The sequence below is a fragment of the Bacillus tequilensis KCTC 13622 genome (genome assembly GCF_000507145.1).
GTDB lineage: Bacteria > Bacillota > Bacilli > Bacillales > Bacillaceae > Bacillus > Bacillus tequilensis.
The window spans coordinates 276,531-293,478 of sequence record NZ_AYTO01000034.1 but is presented as its reverse complement, the minus strand read 5'-3'; the positions used below and the strand labels follow the sequence as shown (position 1 = coordinate 293,478).

At 42.7% G+C, this 16,948-nt stretch carries 17 protein-coding genes and 1 other annotated feature; all 17 genes read right to left on the bottom strand.

Annotation, left to right across the window (positions count from 1 at the left end; all coding sequences use genetic code 11):
* Window positions 1–19: 19 nt before the first annotated feature.
* Window positions 20–1,141, bottom strand: a complete 1,122-nt coding sequence (locus V756_RS0112985; protein WP_024715023.1) for a Nif3-like dinuclear metal center hexameric protein — start codon at window positions 1,139–1,141, stop codon at window positions 20–22.
* On the bottom strand, window positions 1,134–1,784 hold the full coding sequence (gene trmK / locus V756_RS0112980; RefSeq protein ID WP_024715022.1) for a tRNA (adenine(22)-N(1))-methyltransferase TrmK: 651 nt from the start codon (window positions 1,782–1,784) through the stop codon (window positions 1,134–1,136). The genes V756_RS0112985 and trmK overlap by 8 nt, the downstream gene beginning before the upstream one ends.
* A 259-nt stretch (window positions 1,785–2,043) precedes the next feature.
* Entirely contained in the window at window positions 2,044–2,406 is a 363-nt protein-coding gene (gene cccA / locus V756_RS0112970; RefSeq protein ID WP_024715021.1) for a cytochrome c550, read from the bottom strand.
* A gap of 330 nt (window positions 2,407–2,736) precedes the next feature.
* Window positions 2,737–3,852, bottom strand: a complete 1,116-nt coding sequence (gene rpoD / locus V756_RS0112965; protein ID WP_003226225.1) for an RNA polymerase sigma factor RpoD — start codon at window positions 3,850–3,852, stop codon at window positions 2,737–2,739.
* A 198-nt stretch (window positions 3,853–4,050) separates the two neighbouring features.
* The gene (gene dnaG / locus V756_RS0112960) at window positions 4,051–5,862 is read right to left on the bottom strand and encodes a DNA primase (protein ID WP_024715020.1); all 1,812 of its coding nucleotides are present in this window, start codon (window positions 5,860–5,862) and stop codon (window positions 4,051–4,053) included.
* A 33-nt stretch (window positions 5,863–5,895) separates the two neighbouring features.
* On the bottom strand, window positions 5,896–6,390 hold the full coding sequence (locus tag V756_RS0112955) for a YaiI/YqxD family protein (RefSeq protein ID WP_024715019.1): 495 nt from the start codon (window positions 6,388–6,390) through the stop codon (window positions 5,896–5,898).
* A gap of 253 nt (window positions 6,391–6,643) precedes the next feature.
* The gene (locus V756_RS0112950; protein ID WP_003226219.1) at window positions 6,644–7,456 is read right to left on the bottom strand and encodes a pyruvate, water dikinase regulatory protein; all 813 of its coding nucleotides are present in this window, start codon (window positions 7,454–7,456) and stop codon (window positions 6,644–6,646) included.
* A gap of 25 nt (window positions 7,457–7,481) precedes the next feature.
* On the bottom strand, window positions 7,482–8,120 hold the full coding sequence (ccpN, locus tag V756_RS0112945) for a transcriptional regulator CcpN (RefSeq protein ID WP_003237058.1): 639 nt from the start codon (window positions 8,118–8,120) through the stop codon (window positions 7,482–7,484).
* A gap of 133 nt (window positions 8,121–8,253) precedes the next feature.
* The gene (glyS, locus tag V756_RS0112940) at window positions 8,254–10,293 is read right to left on the bottom strand and encodes a glycine--tRNA ligase subunit beta (protein ID WP_024715018.1); all 2,040 of its coding nucleotides are present in this window, start codon (window positions 10,291–10,293) and stop codon (window positions 8,254–8,256) included.
* Window positions 10,286–11,173, bottom strand: coding sequence for a glycine--tRNA ligase subunit alpha (gene glyQ / locus V756_RS0112935; RefSeq protein WP_024715017.1), 888 nt, complete (start codon window positions 11,171–11,173; stop codon window positions 10,286–10,288). The genes glyS and glyQ overlap by 8 nt, the downstream gene beginning before the upstream one ends.
* Before the next feature lie 82 nt (window positions 11,174–11,255).
* Window positions 11,256–11,431, bottom strand: a binding site (T-box leader).
* A 39-nt stretch (window positions 11,432–11,470) separates the two neighbouring features.
* A complete protein-coding gene (recO, locus tag V756_RS0112930; RefSeq protein ID WP_024715016.1) occupies window positions 11,471–12,238 on the bottom strand; it encodes a DNA repair protein RecO in 768 nt (255 codons plus the stop codon).
* A 36-nt stretch (window positions 12,239–12,274) separates the two neighbouring features.
* Window positions 12,275–12,418 (bottom strand): YqzL family protein, encoded by a 144-nt coding sequence (locus tag V756_RS01000000122380; protein WP_003230053.1) that lies wholly within the window; start codon window positions 12,416–12,418, stop codon window positions 12,275–12,277.
* A gap of 143 nt (window positions 12,419–12,561) precedes the next feature.
* Window positions 12,562–13,467, bottom strand: coding sequence for a GTPase Era (gene era / locus V756_RS0112920; RefSeq protein WP_024715015.1), 906 nt, complete (start codon window positions 13,465–13,467; stop codon window positions 12,562–12,564).
* Window positions 13,448–13,858, bottom strand: coding sequence for a cytidine deaminase (locus V756_RS0112915; protein WP_024715014.1), 411 nt, complete (start codon window positions 13,856–13,858; stop codon window positions 13,448–13,450). Before V756_RS0112915 ends, era begins: the two co-directional genes overlap by 20 nt.
* A 118-nt stretch (window positions 13,859–13,976) precedes the next feature.
* The gene (locus V756_RS0112910; protein ID WP_024715013.1) at window positions 13,977–14,348 is read right to left on the bottom strand and encodes a diacylglycerol kinase family protein; all 372 of its coding nucleotides are present in this window, start codon (window positions 14,346–14,348) and stop codon (window positions 13,977–13,979) included.
* Window positions 14,329–14,802: an rRNA maturation RNase YbeY gene (gene ybeY, locus V756_RS0112905; protein WP_024715012.1), complete on the bottom strand. Its 474-nt coding sequence runs from the start codon at window positions 14,800–14,802 to the stop codon at window positions 14,329–14,331. The genes V756_RS0112910 and ybeY overlap by 20 nt, the downstream gene beginning before the upstream one ends.
* The gene (gene pgpH, locus V756_RS0112900) at window positions 14,803–16,938 is read right to left on the bottom strand and encodes a cyclic-di-AMP phosphodiesterase PgpH (protein WP_081719857.1); all 2,136 of its coding nucleotides are present in this window, start codon (window positions 16,936–16,938) and stop codon (window positions 14,803–14,805) included.
* Between the last annotated feature and the right edge of the window lie 10 nt (window positions 16,939–16,948).

The following is a 16,948-nucleotide window of genomic DNA, read 5'->3' as shown; positions in this document are numbered from 1 at the left end:
TGCAAAAGCCTCAGTTTTTTTATAGAAACATAAATGGATTAGTATCTGTTTCAGAAACAAAGATATTTACATCAAGCTTTTTATCGTTGCACATTGATGTCAGTTTTCTCGTGACGCCTTCTTTCATGATTTTTTCCGCATAATGGCCCGGGTCAACCACATTCAGGCCAAGCATCATTGCATCATGGGCCACATGGAAGTATAAATCTCCTGTGACGTAAACATCAGCGCCCTTTCGTTTCGCCTGATGAATATACTTGTTTCCGTCTCCGCCAAGAACAGCTACCTTTTTCACCATACTGTCAGCATCGCCCACTACTCTGACACCATTGACGTCAAGCTTGTCTTTCACAAATAAAGCAAACTCCTTGAGCGTCATCTCATTTTTAAGGGTTCCCACACGGCCAAGTCCTTTTTCGGCGGGAGACTGCTCGACAGGATAGATATCATAAGCGACTTCTTCATATGGATGGCTTTTTATCATTGCTTTTATTACAGCTTTTTCGATGCTTTTAGGAAACACAGTCTCAAGTCTTACTTCATGAACAAGCTCAAGCTCCCCTACTTCACCGATAAACGGCTTGGCGCAGTCCAATGGCTTAAAGCTGCCGATTCCCTCAAACGAAAACGCACAATGGCTGTATTCGCCGATATGACCGGCTCCGGCATTTCCGAGCGCTCCCCTGACCTGCTCTTCATATTCCTTCGGTACGTATACGGCCAGCTTTTTTAGAGGATCAGTATAAGTAGGCGCCAGCACATCCGTCTCACTCAGCTCTAATGCTTCAGCAAGCAAATCATTCACGCCGCCGTCCGCAACGTCTAAATTAGTATGAGCTGCATAAACAGCGATATCATGCTTCAAACACTTTTCAATGAGCCTTCCGGCAGGCTGGTCTGTTGCAATATGCTTTAGCGGCCTGAAAATCGGAGGGTGGTGTGCAATGATCAAATCAACCTCTTTTTCAATCGCTTCATCAATAACACTCTCCAACACATCAAGTGTAACCATCACATTTTTAATCGGTTTGTTTAAGGTGCCGATTTGCAGGCCGATTTTATCACCTTCAACCGCATAGGCTTTCGGGGAAAATTGTTCAAACAGCTGGATAATCTGCTGCCCATTTACGCTTTTAGCCATGATCAATAACCTCCTTTAGCAGCTCCATTCGATCGGCGAGCTCCGTTAATTTCTGTTTATTTTGCTCTGTACTCGCAGCTTGGCTGATCTGTTCATAAATGTTTTGTGTATGCTGAAGCTCTTGTGTCCATTTTTTCAAGAAGACAGCATTCTTTTCTCTTGCTAAGAAAGGGCCGACGAGCATTCCGGCTGCTACCGAAATATCCGCATAAGCCGCGTCTCTGTCTCCCGCTTCGGCGACAAGCACCTCATAGCACTTTCCGTCTTCCTCAAGGATTACCTCATCAATCAGTGCATACCCTTCTTTATAAAGCCACTCCCTGATATGAACAGCATGAATATTCGGCTGCAAAATAAGCCGTTCCTTCCCTGTTAATTTGTCTTTACCCGCTTCTAAAATGTGAGCAATCAAAGACCCGCCCATTCCTGCAATCGTAACGGCATCGGCTTCACCTTTTTTAATCACTTCGAGGCCGTCCCCCTGCCTTACGGAAATATGTGTGCTCAAGCCGGATTTTTCAACCTGCCGCTTAGCAGACAACAACGGCCCGTCTGTTATTTCTCCGGCAATTGCCCCGCTTGCTTTATGATTCAGCACCGCATAGCAAGGAAGGTAAGCGTGGTCAGACCCGATATCAGCCATCACCGCCCCCTTCGGTATGTACTCCGCTACTGTTTGCAACCGTTTAGATAATTTTAATTCATTCACTTGTCATCACAACTTTTCTCAATCATTTTTTCCTTTTCTATCATATAAAAAATCAGCCAGGAATCCAAGCTGAGCGAATGATTTTCAGATACTTTATTTTGATAAATGCTCTCATACGGTAAACAAAAATAAAAGGCTGTCGAGATCATCTCGGCGGCCTGAGAACGTACAATATAAGGAGAAAGATAATCTTTTATTTTATTTTTGATACCCACTCTGCCATATCATCCAGCTTATCGGCTGGAACAAGACCGGAAGGCATTCCATTACCGCCTTTTTCAATTTTTGTTTTAATTTCAGCGACATCTTTCTTATCCCCTACACCTTTTAAGCTCGGACCCGAAACACCTTCATAATTTTCACCGTGGCATGTGATGCAGTTTGCCTTGTATATATCCTCTGGTGAAGCGTTTGCATCTTTCTTTTCAGCAGATTTGCTTTCTCCGCCGCTTGCAATCTCTCGAGAGTCATCAAGCCCCTTTACTGAAAAAAAGAAAGTCAGACCAATTCCTAAAACAGCGATCAGTAAAAATGGAATAAGCGGGTTCCATTTCATTTCCCTTCCCCCTTTTTGATCCTTCCCCCTATGTAAACACTTCTAATTCTAACTTATTTTAACAAAAAGTAAATGGATTGCTGTACAAAAGTTTTTTATTCACACTTTATACAAAATTGAATAGAAACATGCCTATTTCTCTAATATCCTTTTTATACTATTGTATATTGTATTGTATACGCTTACAATAGAAAATATGGAAACAGATTTTGAAATTTTTTACCACAATGTTCATTTGCAAATGACATCATTTTTCAGTAAAATAAAGGCATATTATCCATATCTCTTTTTTTAAAAAAAGAAGAACGGATCTGCACGACCCGTTCCATCTTATTCGAGGAAATCTTTCAAACGTTTACTTCTGCTAGGATGTCTTAGTTTCCGCAACGCTTTGGCTTCGATTTGTCGAATACGCTCTCTCGTTACTCCAAATACCTTGCCGACCTCTTCTAAAGTTCTTGTACGGCCGTCATCAAGACCGAATCGAAGACGCAATACATTTTCTTCACGATCAGTTAACGTATCAAGTACATCTTCCAGCTGCTCTTTCAATAGCTCATATGCGGCGTGGTCTGAAGGTGAAGTAGCTTCTTGGTCTTCAATGAAATCACCAAGATGCGAGTCATCCTCTTCACCGATCGGCGTTTCCAGAGATACCGGCTCTTGGGCAATCTTCAAGATTTCACGCACTTTTTCAGGTGTTAAATCCATATCTTCCGCAATTTCCTCAGGTGTTGGTTCTCTGCCTAAATCTTGAAGTAGCTGACGTTGTACACGGATTAATTTATTAATGGTTTCAACCATATGAACGGGAATCCGGATCGTTCTCGCCTGATCGGCAATAGCACGAGTAATCGCCTGTCTAATCCACCACGTAGCATACGTACTGAATTTATAACCTTTACGGTAATCAAATTTTTCAACGGCTTTCATCAGACCCATGTTTCCTTCCTGGATCAGGTCAAGGAACAGCATTCCGCGTCCGACATACCGTTTTGCGATACTGACAACAAGCCGCAGGTTCGCTTCAGCCAATCTGCGTTTAGATTCTTCGTCACCTTCCTCAATCTTTTGAGCGTAGGCGATTTCTTCTTTTGCAGAAAGAAGGTTAACCCGGCCGATTTCCTTTAGATACATACGAACTGGGTCATTGATTTTGACGCCAGGCGGTACACTTAGGTCATTAAGGTCAAATTCTTCTTCGGCTTTGGCAAGCTGCTGAATATTAGGATCTTCTGTTTCTTCATTCTCACTAATTAATTCAACACCTTGTTCACCTAAAAATTCATAATACTCATCCATTTGGTCTGATTCAATTTCAAAGCTGGACATACGCTCGGCAATTTCTTCATATGTCAGAACACCACGTTTTTTACCAGACTCTGTTAATTGCTCTTTTACTTGGTCAAATGTTAATTCTGTCTCGTGGGTTTGTTTATCAGCCATTATGGATCCCTCCTTCCAAAGCTTGCAACGAATTCTATAAGCGGTATGATTCTTATTCGGTCCATTCAGGCGTTTTCTTTGTGAGTTGCCTTTAACAATGTGCGAATAATGATATGACAATTCATGATGAGGTCAAGCGATCTATTTGCTCCTCCGCAAGGAATCATTGCCAATACATGCTCCTCATCAATTTTGCGGTTATTTTAAAGATCGGTTCAATGTAACGATTTCTTGAGCCAAAGATGCAGCTCTCAAAAAATCTTTTTGCCTTTCGGCTTCGGCTCTCTCCGCCTCTTTTTCTTTTATCATTGACCAATTTCTTTGATTCAACACTTTTTTTACATAATCTGATAATTCGGCTTCGCTGAGCTCTTGATTAACCTGAAGCATTAAAATATCAGACAAGAGCTGACTTATATGATCATCCGTCACCCTAGCCATCAGATGCTGAGGCGTAAGCTCGGCTCCCTCCTCATAAAAAGCGTAAAGATAGGCGGCTAATGCTCGGTGCTCATCAATATTAAATTGAAAGCCTACCCGGTCAATCACTTTTTTGATGACGCTTCGATCTCGAAGCATGTGGGCGAGTAACAGCCTTTCTGCATTTTCATACGCCGGACGCAGACGCTTTTGCCTTGCTTTTGTCGTCAGATGCGCTCGCCGCGTTTTCGTTTCACCGCTATTGTCAGCAGGCTTGTTTTGCTTGCTGAAAACAGACAGTTGCTCGGTTAAAGACTCCTGTGAAAGCGAAAACTCCGAAGCAAGCTGTTTCACATAAACTTCCTGCTCAAGAGACCCTGAAAGCGCGCTGATTTCTCTCAGTACGTCTTTAATATATGCTAAGCGATCTCCTTCGTCGGACAGGTTCTTTCCTTTTCGGAAATATTGCATTTTGAAGGCCATCACGGTGACACTGGCGTCGATAATGTCGTTTTTAAATTTTTCCCCGCCGAACCTTTTGATGTAATCGTCAGGATCTAATCCGTCAGGAATCATTGCAACTCTGACTTTGCAGCCTTTATTTTGCAGAAGCTCAGAAGCTTTTAAAGTGGCTTCATAACCGGCTTTATCAGAATCATAGCAAAGAATGATTTCTTCGACATTTCTTCTCAGTATCTTGACATGGTCATCTGTCAAAGAGGTTCCCATCGTGGCTATGCTTTCTTTTACACCCGAGCTGACAGCCGATATGACATCGGCAAACCCTTCAAACAAGACTGCTCTTTCCTGCTTTCTGATATGAAGGCGGGCCTTGTAAAAGTTGTAAAGCAGTTTGCTTTTATGAAAAAGCGGCGTTTCAGGACTGTTCATATATTTAGGCTGCTGGCTGCCAAGAGCCCTGCCTGAGAAAGCGACAACCGCTCCGTGATGATCATGGATCGGAAACATGACGCGGTTTCTGAAACGGTCAAAATATCCGCTCCCGTCTTCGCGCCTGATCAGGAGACCCGCTTTCTCCATTTGCGCCTCACTAAAGCCCCGCTTCCCGAGAAATTTCGTGATGAAGTCCCAAGAATCAAGAGCATAGCCGATCTGAAATTCATCAATAAGCTCTTTCGTAAAGCCCCTGGAAAGCAGATAGTCCAGCGCTTCTTGACCTTCTTTTGTATTTATTAACAAATGATGGTAAAATTTCTTCAAGAGCTCATGGGCCTCAGCCATTTTTTGGTCTGCAGAAGATTCTGGCCGGGCTCCGGAATGGACTGTTATATCATCCGGAAAATCAATTTGGTATTTGTCTGCAAGGTGAGAAACCGACTCGGCAAATGAATAGCCTTCCATCTGCCTTAAAAAAGAGAAAACATTGCCGCCCGCTCCGCAGCCAAAGCAATGAAATATCTGTTTGTCGGGCGATACGGAAAACGAAGGTGTGCTTTCTCCATGAAAAGGGCAGAGTCCAAAGTAGTTTCGGCCTTGCTTCTTTAATTGAACATAATCACCTATGACTTCAACGATATCTGCCGACTTTTGCACCTGATCCACAATTTCATCTGGTATGCGATTTCCCATCTTATAACACTCCGTCGTACATTATTCGATGTATTAGTGCAAAATCCCTTCATCGTTCGACAGGATTTTTTGCAGCAGTGTAATAAATCGTTCTCGATCTTCTTTATTTAATTTTTTAGGCCCTTTGGCGTATATGCCTTTTCTCCTTTGTTTGCCGGAAAAATGACGGCTCTCAAGCGCAAAATCAATCGTGTCTTCTTTGTAAAGACGCCCTCTTTCCGACATGACGGAGACATTTCTGTTCAACAGCAGGGATGCTAATCCGATGTCCTGCGTCACAACAATATCTCCCGTTTTCACATGATTTGCGATATATAAATCAGCAGCTTCTTTATGAGGATCAACATACTTCCATTTTTCTTCCTTACTTCTGGAAAGCTGAAAATGTTCAAATGAAGCGACAAAAAGAACTTGAACTTCATATTCGGATGCTGTTTGTAAAATTTCATCTTTTACCGGACAAGCATCAGCATCGACAAAAATCGTCTTTTTTTGTTCGTTAAGAAGAGTAATTCTCCATCCCTCCATTAAACTCCTGCATAAAAGCAAGCAAAATCGCACATCCATTATCATTACGGGTCTATATGGATTTGTCGAAAAATTTCCGGGAGAAATTCTTGACATCTTACCCATAATAGTTTATTCGTATCACACGAACCTTAAACCTAAAATTAATCATTTTATCACAATTTTTTATTATAATACAAACTTCATAAAGATGCTATTGTTTTTCATTATTCCCTTTTGGCATAGCCAAAAACCCAGGATAGAGCGTCCTGAGTTACATGTTCTTTGTTTTAAGATGATGGATAATATTCGCTGTTTCTTCAACCGCTTTATTTGAAACATCAACAACCTGGCACCCGATCCGATCCACAATTTTTTCGAAATATTCCAGTTCCTCTTTAATTCTGTTGATATTTGCATAGATCGCTTTGTCATTAAGCCCAAGTGACTTTAACCGTTCTTTTCTGATATGATTCAGTTTATCGGGACTGATCTTCAAGCCTATGCATTTTTTCGGGTCAACGTTGAAGAGTTCTTCCGGCGGGTCAACCTCAGGTACAATCGGAACATTGGCAACCTTTAGGCGCTTGTGGGCGAGATATTGAGACAGCGGTGTTTTAGACGTTCTCGATACGCCGATCAAAACGATATCAGCTTTTAAAATTCCTCTCGGGTCACGTCCATCATCGTATTTTACCGCAAACTCGATGGCCTCCACTTTTTTGAAATAGTCTTCATCAAGCTGGCGCACCCGCCCCGGTTCGTATTTCGCTGTTAAACCGTAGGCTGTTTCCATTTTGTCAATTAACGGGCCGATAATATCATAATATAAAACATTCGCTTTATCCGCTTCGGCAATCAAATATTCCCTGATTTCCGGCACCACGAGTGTAAAACAAATAATGCCGCCGTCTGCCTTCGCAAGTGAAATCACTTCATTGATCGTGCCTATGTCTTCAACATAAGGTATTCTTCTTACATGTGTATCGTCCGCTGATCCGTTAAATTGGCTGAGCGCTGCTTTTACGACCAATTCAGCCGTTTCCCCGACGGAATCCGATACAACATAGATGATGCGGTTATTCATATTATCCCCCCGTTAGTTTGCGATCTTATAGGATTTCATTTTCAGATAAACTGACAAGTATTTTTGTCATATTTGTTTTTGTCACTCTGCCGATTACTTCAAAGCCTTTATCGGTATCTTTGATGACAGGCAGTGCATCAATTTGTTTTTCTATCAAGTGCTTTGCAATGTCCATCACATAATCCTCGCGTCTGCACACCGTAATGTTCGGCATCCTTGTCATGATGATATGAACAGGGACTGATGTAAGCTCCTGCTGGCCAATGCTCGCTCTGAGCAAGTCTTTTCGTGAAAGCACCCCGACCAAAACTGCATCGCGGTCCACCACAAACAGAGTACCCACATCTTCTAAAAACATGGTGCAAATCGCATCATACACAGAAACGTTTTCGTGAATGACTACGGGGATAGATTGAAAGTCTTTCACCTGAAGCTTTTTAAGTTTATCTGCTAAAAGCTGGGTTCCGGTTTTCCCGGTGTAGAAATAACCGACTCTCGGGCGCGCCTCCAGGAATCCAGACATGGTGAGTATGGCTAAATCCGGACGCAACGTTGCTCTGGTTAGGTTCAGCTTTTCTGCAATATGCTCCCCTGTAATCGGCCCGTTTTCTTTTACAATCTGCAAAATATGTTCTTGCCGTTTATTTAGTTCGATCGTACTCACCACCTTTTCACTTCATATCTATGTAAAGAAATAATAATCCATATTATATCGTAAATATCTTGTCATCAAACAAAAAAACTTATAAATAGGGAAAAGACGATTACCGATCACACAGCAACCGCCTTTTCTCTCTTCATTTTACAATAAGGGCATTCATATTCGCAAAGGACTTGATCTCATCCGCCAAGCTTACCATTTGCGCCAAACGGTTTGCCTTTAATGTCTCATTATCTGCTATAACCATTGTATGATCGAAGTAAGCATCAATTGGTTCTTTCAAGGCTGCAAGTGAAGCAAGCGCCGCCTCGTAATCTTTTTTGCTGAAGTTGTCCTGCAGATTTTGCTTCGCTGTTTTGTAGGCATCAAACAGTTTTGCTTCATATTCATTTTCAAACAAATCAGGCTGAATATCTCCGCGGACTCCCTTTTTGCTGATAGAGATCACTCGGCCCAAAGCCTCCGCTGTTTCCTTAAAGCCTGGCGCACCAAGCTTGTGTTCCAGCACTTGTGCTTTGTGCAGTGCTGAATATGGCTCAAGCTCAGAGCTTTCCAGCACGGCGTCAATGACATCATGTCTAAGCTGCTCAGCATTCAAGACATATTTCAGGCGCTGAGTGAAGAAATCAAGCAGTTCATTTTCTTTTTCTGTTTGTACAAAAGTAAGCAGCTCATCAAACGAAATTCCCCAGTTTCGGTCAAGAAGAATCGCAACAATACCGCTCGCTTGGCGGCGCAGCCCGTAAGGATCCTGAGAACCTGTCGGAATAATGCCGATAGAGAAGAATGACGCGATGGTGTCAAGCTTATCCGCCATTGCTACAACAGCTCCGGTGAAAGTAGAAGGTGTTTCTCCGCCCGCTGATCTAGGCATATAGTGTTCGTTGACTGCCGCAGCCACAGCTTCATCTTCGCCAAGCATTCTCGCATACTTTTCGCCCATAATTCCTTGAAGCTCAGGGAATTCGTATATCATATGCGTGACGAGGTCGAATTTAGAAATTTCAGCAGCCCGTTTCACATGTTTTATTGTATCTTCATCAGCCTGGAGACGGACGGCAAGCTTCTCTGCAATTGAAGTGACTCTTCTCACCTTATCAGCAAGAGAACCAAGCTCTTCATGGAAAACAATGTTTTCAAGCTTCTTCACGTTTGCATCAATGTTTAGCTTCTGATCTTCCTTGTAGAAGAATGATGCATCAGATAAACGCGCGCGCAGCACTTTTTCATTGCCTCGGGCCACATTTTCGATCGCGTGGCTGTTGCCGTTTCGAACTGTGATAAAGTGAGGCAGTAATTCACCGTTCTTGTCTTTGACAGGGAAGTAGCGCTGATGCTCTTTCATTGTCGTGACAAGCACTTCCTCAGGAATTGACAGAAACTCAGATTCAAATGAACCGTAAAGAGCTGTTGGGTATTCGACTAAATGATTTACTTCATCAAGAAGGTCTTTATCAACCGGAATGCTCCAATTGTTCTCTGCAGCCATCGCTTCCAGCTGAGATTGAATCATTTGTTTCCGGGCGTCTGGATCAGCAATAACACGCTGTTCCTTCAGCTGCTCTTCATAAGCTGAAGGTGATTCAATTGACACTTCATGTCCAAGGAAACGGTGTCCCTGTGTTGTCCGTCCAGACTCAACGTTTGTGATCGAAAATGGGATGACATCCTGTCCAAATAAAGCAACAATCCATTTGATCGGCCGGATATAACGCAAATCTTCATTTCCCCAGCGCATGTTTTTCGGGAAATGCAAGCTCGTAACTAAACTGCCCAGTTCCGGCAGAAGAGACTTTGTTTCTTGACCGGCTTGGAATTTTTGCACGAATACATACTCTATGCCTTTTACTTCTTTGATGTACAGGTCTTTTACGTCTGCGCCTTGGCCTTTTGAAAAGCCGATTGCCGCTTTTGTCCAGTTACCGTCTGCATCAAGGGCAATTTTTTTCGCTGGCCCTTTTGCTTCTTCTTTTATATCATCCTGCTTTTCTGCTACATCTTTCACGAAAACAGCAAGACGTCTAGGTGTATTGAAGAGCTTCACTTCACCGTGGGTGATATTTTTTTCTTTAAGCCAGCCTGTCAGCTTCTCGCCAAGCTGAATCATGCTTTCATTCAAAAAGCGCGCCGGCATTTCCTCTAATCCAATCTCTAAAAGTAAATCCTGTTTACTCATGAGAAGAACCCTCCCCTTTAAGCATTGGGAACCCTAGTTTTTCTCGTTCCTCGTAGTAGGTTTTTGCTACTTTTCTCGCTAAATTCCGCACTCTCGCAATATATCCTGTCCGCTCAGTAACAGAGATCGCACCTTTGGCATCAAGCAAGTTGAAGGTATGCGAGCATTTCAGCACATAATCATATGCTGGATGAACAAGTCCGTTGTCCATTTGATTGATCGCTTCTTTTTCATACGTGCTGAACAATTGGAACAGCATATCGACATTTGATGTTTCAAACGTATAAACGGAATGCTCATATTCCGCCATCATGAATAAATCTTTCACTGTAAATCCTGACGTCCATTCCAAATCAAAAACATTCTCTTTATCCTGGATATAAGACGCAAGACGTTCAATTCCGTACGTAATTTCTACTGAAACCGGTTTACACTCAAGTCCTCCGACCTGCTGAAAATACGTAAATTGTGTAATCTCCATTCCGTCAAGCCATACTTCCCAGCCGAGACCTGCACAGCCTAAAGACGGATTCTCCCAGTTGTCTTCAACAAAGCGGATATCATGCTCAAGCGGATCAATTCCCAGTGCGCGCAAGGAATCTAAATACAGCTCTTGAATGTTATCCGGAGACGGTTTGATAATCACCTGAAACTGATGATGCTGATACAGTCTGTTTGGATTCTCCCCGTATCGTCCGTCGGCAGGACGTCTGGAAGGCTCCACGTAAGCCACTTTCCACGGTTCAGGCCCAATACTGCGCAAAAATGTATACGGGCTCATCGTGCCGGCTCCTTTTTCTACATCGTAAGCCTGCATCAGCACACAGCCCTGACTGGACCAATGCTTTTGCAAGGTTAGAATCATGTCTTGAATATTCATTTCAAGCACCTCCACTTTTCTTTCATAAGATGACTGCGGCGGCAACCAAAAAACTCCCGTCTCTATGCTTGCCTGCCGCAAACATAGGGACGAGAGTTCTCCCGCGGTTCCACCCTAGTTGCTGAGAACAAAATCCCAGCCTCTTTTTTAAAAATTGCTCAAGAATGCCTTTCGTTGCGTGCTCATCCTTAGCTTACACCGCCCTAAGGTCGCTTTCATGAGGTAAACGCAAGTACTTCTTTCTCTCACTGCAACATATTTTATAATAAATGATCATATAAAAAGATGGACCAGATGTCAACTTTTGTTTTCACCTAAAAGATGCTTCATGCTTTCCATTTGATCTAAAAAGCGCTTTGATTTTAAATATAACCCTGAATATTCATCATAATATAAATCAATCACTTGCTTTAATTCAGCTTTTGTTTCCTGTTTTAAGGACACATTGCCCAGCCTCGAAAGATCGAAGTAATAAAACAGCCTCAACAGCCTTGCCGTTTGCGGCTTAATCGGGACCCTGTAAGGATCTTTTTCAAAACAGCGATGGCAAATAAAACCGTTATCGCGAACAGAGAAATGAAAGGTCCCGTCCTGGCTTTTACAATGCACGCAGTGATTCAGCTCAGGATACAGCCCCATGACACCCAGCATTTTCATTTGAGCAATGAATAAGATGACATCCGGATCTGTTCCTTCATTCAGCTGTTTAAACGACTCTAAAATAAATTCAAATAAAAAAGGGTTTGGCTTCTTTTCTTCTGTGCCTTTATCGACTAGCTCAGCAATATAGGCAGCATATGCTGTTAAAAACAAATCTTCCCTGATGCCTCTCATGCTGAGGATCATTTCACCCTGCTGAAGCGTTCCGAGACCCGTTGTTTTTTGCATTAAGAATGAACCATACAAAAAGGGCTGGCTGACTGCTGATAAACGGCTGTTCGGTTTTTTGGCGCCTCGTGCCATCACACCTATTTTTCCGTGTTCTCTTGTCAGTAAAGTAACGATTTTATTCGTCTCTCCGTAATCATTTGTGCGAAGAACGATTCCTTCACATTTTGTCAGCATTTCCGCACCTTCCTAAAGCAGGAGCGGCCAAGAGGTCTATAAAATTGGATAATCAAATCGGGCTAGCTCATCCTCTAGTTCTTCGGGTCTTTCCATGTTCTCTTTTTCCAGTTCTTTAAAAAGAAGATACGTATCAACATTTCCTGTTTGAGAAAATACGTTCCAGGTAAAATTCAACACAAGAAACCCACCTTTCTGTAGTTAAACTAGCTTACCTAAACTCCAAATTCTTACCTTTATCTTGACCAGATGTCCTCCATTTCATGTTAAACAAAATTTGCTAATGTATCCCTAGTCCTGTGAGATCATGACACAGCAAGAAATTAATATTCATCCTCTTTAAAGCCAAAATCGCGAAGCTGGGACATTTTATTACGCCAGTCTTTCTGCACTTTGACCCACAATTCAAGGTAGACACGGGAGCCTAACAGCGCTTCAATATCCGCTCTCGCCCTTTTTCCGACCTCTTTCAGCAGGCTTCCTTTTTTCCCAATCACAATGCCTTTCTGGGAATCCCGTTCGACCACAATCGTTGCCGCTACGTGCACGGAACCGTTGTCCTGCCCTTTGATGGACTCTATGGCCACCGCAATACTGTGCGGAATTTCTTCTCTCGTCAGATGCAGCACCTTTTCCCTGATTAGTTCAGAAATGATAAACCGTTCCGGGTGGTCTGTCACCTGGTCACTTGGATAGAATTGCGGTCCTTCAGGCAAATACGCTTCTATCTGCGTAAGCAATGTTTCGATATTATTTCCTTCTAGAGCAGAAATCGGAACAATTTCCTTAAAAGGATAACGTTTGCGATATTCGTCAATTAACAGAAGCAATTGATCAGGATGAATTTTGTCAATTTTGTTTACGATTAAAAATACAGGCGTAGACATGTTCTGCAATTTTTCAATGATGAATTCGTCGCCTTTCCCGTACCCTTCCTCGGCATTGATCATAAACAAAACCAAATCAACTTCTTTTAATGTATTTTGCGCCACTTTCATCATAAAGTCCCCAAGCTTATGCTTAGGTTTGTGAATCCCTGGTGTGTCAATAAAAATCGTTTGTGATGTGCCTGTCGTCAAAACTCCTTGCACCTTGTTTCTCGTCGTTTGGGGCTTATCGCTCATAATCGCGATTTTTTGTCCAACGACTCTGTTCAAAAATGTAGATTTTCCTACGTTTGGTCTTCCAATAATAGATACAAATCCCGATTTAAAACTTTCGTTCGTCATGTAAATCCTCCGATGAAAATGCGCCTGGCAATAATTCTTCCACAGTCATTTCTTTTATTTGTCCTTGTAAATTGGTCAGTATGACAATAACGTCCTTTGTGCAAAGCTCAGAAATCACCTGACGGCAGGCTCCGCATGGAGATACCGGTCCAGGGGTGTCAGCCGCAACGGCCAGCATCTGAAACTCTGTATCCCCCTCAGAAACAGCTTTAAATAAAGCGGTACGCTCAGCGCAATTGCACATGCTGTATGCCGCGTTCTCAATATTGCAGCCTCTGTACACTTTTCCATCCTTGGTAAGAAGAGCGGCTCCTACTTGGAACTTGGAATAGGGCGCATATGCCATATCTCGCGCTTTTAAAGCTTCTGTTATTAACTCTTGTCTGTTCATGTGTACATTCCTCTCTTACCTCTAATGGTACCGCTATCACTTTATATTTTACATAATCGCACGCTTTTTTTCACGCCCATTTCTAAAAATGTAAAATAAATGTAAGAATTTTCAGCTATTACAGCTTTGGCAAAAAAATTAGTAAACCAATGATACACGAAATCACGGCAAAAACGCAAACAGCCCCGGCGGCAGCGTCCTTAGCCGCTTTAGCGAGAGGGTGATGTTTGTCTGTTATTAAATCAACCGTATGTTCCACGGCTGTATTTAAAAGCTCTAGCGAAAACATTCCTCCGATTAAAAGAAAAATAATCGCCCACTCAATCGGACTGAGCCCCACGAGGAAGCCGCAAATGAGAACTGCGCAGGCGGCAGCGGCATGAAATTGGAAATTCCGCTCCGTCCGCGCTGTTTCCCAGATGCCCCGGCCTGCATGGACGAAGCTTTTGAAGAATCGTCTCAGCTCATTTCTATGATCTCTTGAGTCCATAGGCGTCCAGCAAATCCTTTTGCTTAGTAAACATCTCCTCTTCTTCCTCTTTCGTCATATGGTCATATCCTAAAAGGTGCAGGAATCCGTGCACGGCAAGAAATCCGAGTTCTCTTTTAAAAGAATGATTATATTCCTCTGCCTGCTCTCTCGTGCGATCTGCACTGATGATAATATCACCTAAAACAGGCGGTATTTCAGCGCCCACGATCTCGACCTCGCCTTCTCCCTCTTCTTCAAGAGCAAATGAGATGACATCTGTCGGCGTATCCTTTCCGCGATATTCTTTATTAATCTGTTGTATATCTTCATTGGTAACGATCGTGACAGAAACTTCAGCCTGATCCTGAACGCCTTCACGCTCAGCGGCAAATTGAAGCAGATTTTCTACTTCTTTAAGCATCTCTTCTGAGACACTCCCCGTTTCATCAACGATATCAATCAGTAAACTCATCTATTTCACCTTCTTAGTAGCCTCCGGATATTCGATCCGGGAGTGGAAAATTCCTTTTAATGTGGCACAAAGCGTTTTTGCGATGGTATCCAACTCTTTAAATGTCAAATCGCATTCACTGAATTGTCCGTCCTGCAGCTTATCGGAAATAATCCCCCGGACAAGCTTTTCAATTCGTTCAGGGTTTGGATTGTGCATTGATCTGACAGCCGCTTCAACACTGTCTGCCACAGATATAATCGCTGCTTCCTTTGACTGCGGCTTCGGTCCCGGATAACGGAACTCTTCTTCTGTAATCTGGTCGCCTTTTTCCTTCGCTTTATAATAAAAGAACTTCAAAAGCGAGGTTCCGTGATGCTGCTCAGCAATGTCGATAAGCTCTTTCGGAAATTTATAGCTTCTCAGCATGTTCGCACCATCAGTCGTATGCGAGATAATAATATTTTTACTCAGCTGAGGAGACAGCTTGTCATGCGGATTGTCAATATTCATTTGGTTTTCAATAAAATATTGCGGACGCTTTGTTTTTCCAAGATCGTGATAATACGCGCCGACTCTCGCAAGCAAACCATTAGCCCCAACTGCCTCACAGGCTGCCTCTGACAAATTGGCGACCATTACACTGTGATGATATGTACCTGGTGTTTCTGTCAGTATTTTGCGCAGCAGCGGATGGTTAGGATTAGACAGCTCGATCAGCCTCATAGTGGATAAAATGCCAAAGCCAGTTTCAAAAAACGGCATCAAGCCGATGATCAGTACAGATGAAGCAAACCCTGACACTACGCCCATCAGCATTAGCGTTCCAATTTCAAGACCCGACAGCGCGGTGTTTTGGATCAATAATAAGGAAAGAACGACAACCATATTAATAAATGCCACGAAAAGCCCGGTCTGCAAAATCTTTGATCTGGCATTGTGTTTTCCTAAAAATAAAACACCCGAAATCCCGCTGATCAAATAATAAATCCCAATGACATAATTGAATGTACCTGTCACACCCTGATTAAACATCATACTTCCGCAAATCGCAAGAATGATACTTCCCAAAATGGCGATGCGTTCATTCATCAGCAGCTTGATTAAAATCGCACCGGCCGCAATAGGAACGAGATAACCAATATTATTATATTCCATCTTTTGAAATAAACTGACGACCTCCATGATCACAAGCAAAAGCGTTGTGATAATAGAGAACAGCAGGATGGATCGGTTTTTAAATTTCAGATTTTGTTTCTGTTTTTCAAAATAATACACAAGGGTTGCAATGAAAAGTCCGATCATGATCAAAAGGCCGCTGATCGGCTTAAAGAGATTAGAGTTATTTAATAACCCAGTCAGTTCAAGTTTTCTGTACACTTCCCGATCAATGAGGTCATTTTCTTCCACAAGCACCTGCCCCTGCTTGATCTGAACCTGCTGGACATTGTCTGACGCTTCCTGCCGCTTTGCCTCTGTCGCTTTTGGATCAAAAACGTAATTCGGAATAATAGCAAAACGCCCGATTTCTATTGCAGCTCCTAAGTATTTAGACGGGATAGAGTTGCTCTTTAGCTCTTTTTCTACTTTATCCTTCGCGTCCAATAGTTTATCCGACGGGATTTCACTGCTCATCACCGTATTCACTGCCGTTATGACTGTATCTCTGACGAAAGAAAAGTCTTCACGGTCCGCTTTCAGCAATGTCTTGATGGAATCCTCTGAAATCGAATCATTCACATCTGAAGTCAATTTGTCCTTTACAGACTTAACCATTGATTTTTCGGATGGTGATTTGCCGCCTTCTTCCGCTGATTTTTTCACTTCGCTGATACTGTCGAATATAGATGACACAAGGTCAATCCGATTGTCTGTATATTCTTTTTTCAATGTATATTGATCTTCAACCGCGTCCTCAGCGGCTTGCTTTTTTTCCTCTGTCGCTTTTTGGTCTTCCACGGTTGCCGGAGCATAAATGGTCTTGTCGCTGACTGAAAATAGGTCTAAATCAAGTGTTTCCGGCTTAACATGTACAAAGAGCAAAGCAAACATAATGGCAGCCAGCAGAAGATACAGCAGGACATTCATGGAGCGGGCGTTTTTAAAGCTGCTCCTTTTGTTTGGTCTGCTTTCGGTCTTCCCCTTTTTTTTCAACACAAGAACCTCC

Bases quoted from the DNA above. Each gene is read 5' to 3' on its own strand.
- V756_RS0112985 (WP_024715023.1), bottom strand. From the start codon at position 1,141: ATGGCTAAAAGCGTAAATGGGCAGCAGATTATCCAGCTGTTTGAACAA.
- trmK (WP_024715022.1), bottom strand. From the start codon at position 1,784: ATGGCTGATATCGGGTCTGACCACGCTTACCTTCCTTGCTATGCGGTG.
- cccA (WP_024715021.1), bottom strand. From the start codon at position 2,406: ATGAAATGGAACCCGCTTATTCCATTTTTACTGATCGCTGTTTTAGGA.
- rpoD (WP_003226225.1), bottom strand. From the start codon at position 3,852: ATGGCTGATAAACAAACCCACGAGACAGAATTAACATTTGACCAAGTA.
- dnaG (WP_024715020.1), bottom strand. From the start codon at position 5,862: ATGGGAAATCGCATACCAGATGAAATTGTGGATCAGGTGCAAAAGTCG.
- V756_RS0112955 (WP_024715019.1), bottom strand. From the start codon at position 6,390: ATGGAGGGATGGAGAATTACTCTTCTTAACGAACAAAAAAAGACGATT.
- V756_RS0112950 (WP_003226219.1), bottom strand. From the start codon at position 7,456: ATGAATAACCGCATCATCTATGTTGTATCGGATTCCGTCGGGGAAACG.
- glyS (WP_024715018.1), bottom strand. From the start codon at position 10,293: ATGAGTAAACAGGATTTACTTTTAGAGATTGGATTAGAGGAAATGCCG.
- glyQ (WP_024715017.1), bottom strand. From the start codon at position 11,173: ATGAATATTCAAGACATGATTCTAACCTTGCAAAAGCATTGGTCCAGT.
- recO (WP_024715016.1), bottom strand. From the start codon at position 12,238: ATGCTGACAAAATGTGAAGGAATCGTTCTTCGCACAAATGATTACGGA.
- era (WP_024715015.1), bottom strand. From the start codon at position 13,467: ATGACGAACGAAAGTTTTAAATCGGGATTTGTATCTATTATTGGAAGA.
- V756_RS0112915 (WP_024715014.1), bottom strand. From the start codon at position 13,858: ATGAACAGACAAGAGTTAATAACAGAAGCTTTAAAAGCGCGAGATATG.
- V756_RS0112910 (WP_024715013.1), bottom strand. From the start codon at position 14,348: ATGGACTCAAGAGATCATAGAAATGAGCTGAGACGATTCTTCAAAAGC.
- ybeY (WP_024715012.1), bottom strand. From the start codon at position 14,802: ATGAGTTTACTGATTGATATCGTTGATGAAACGGGGAGTGTCTCAGAA.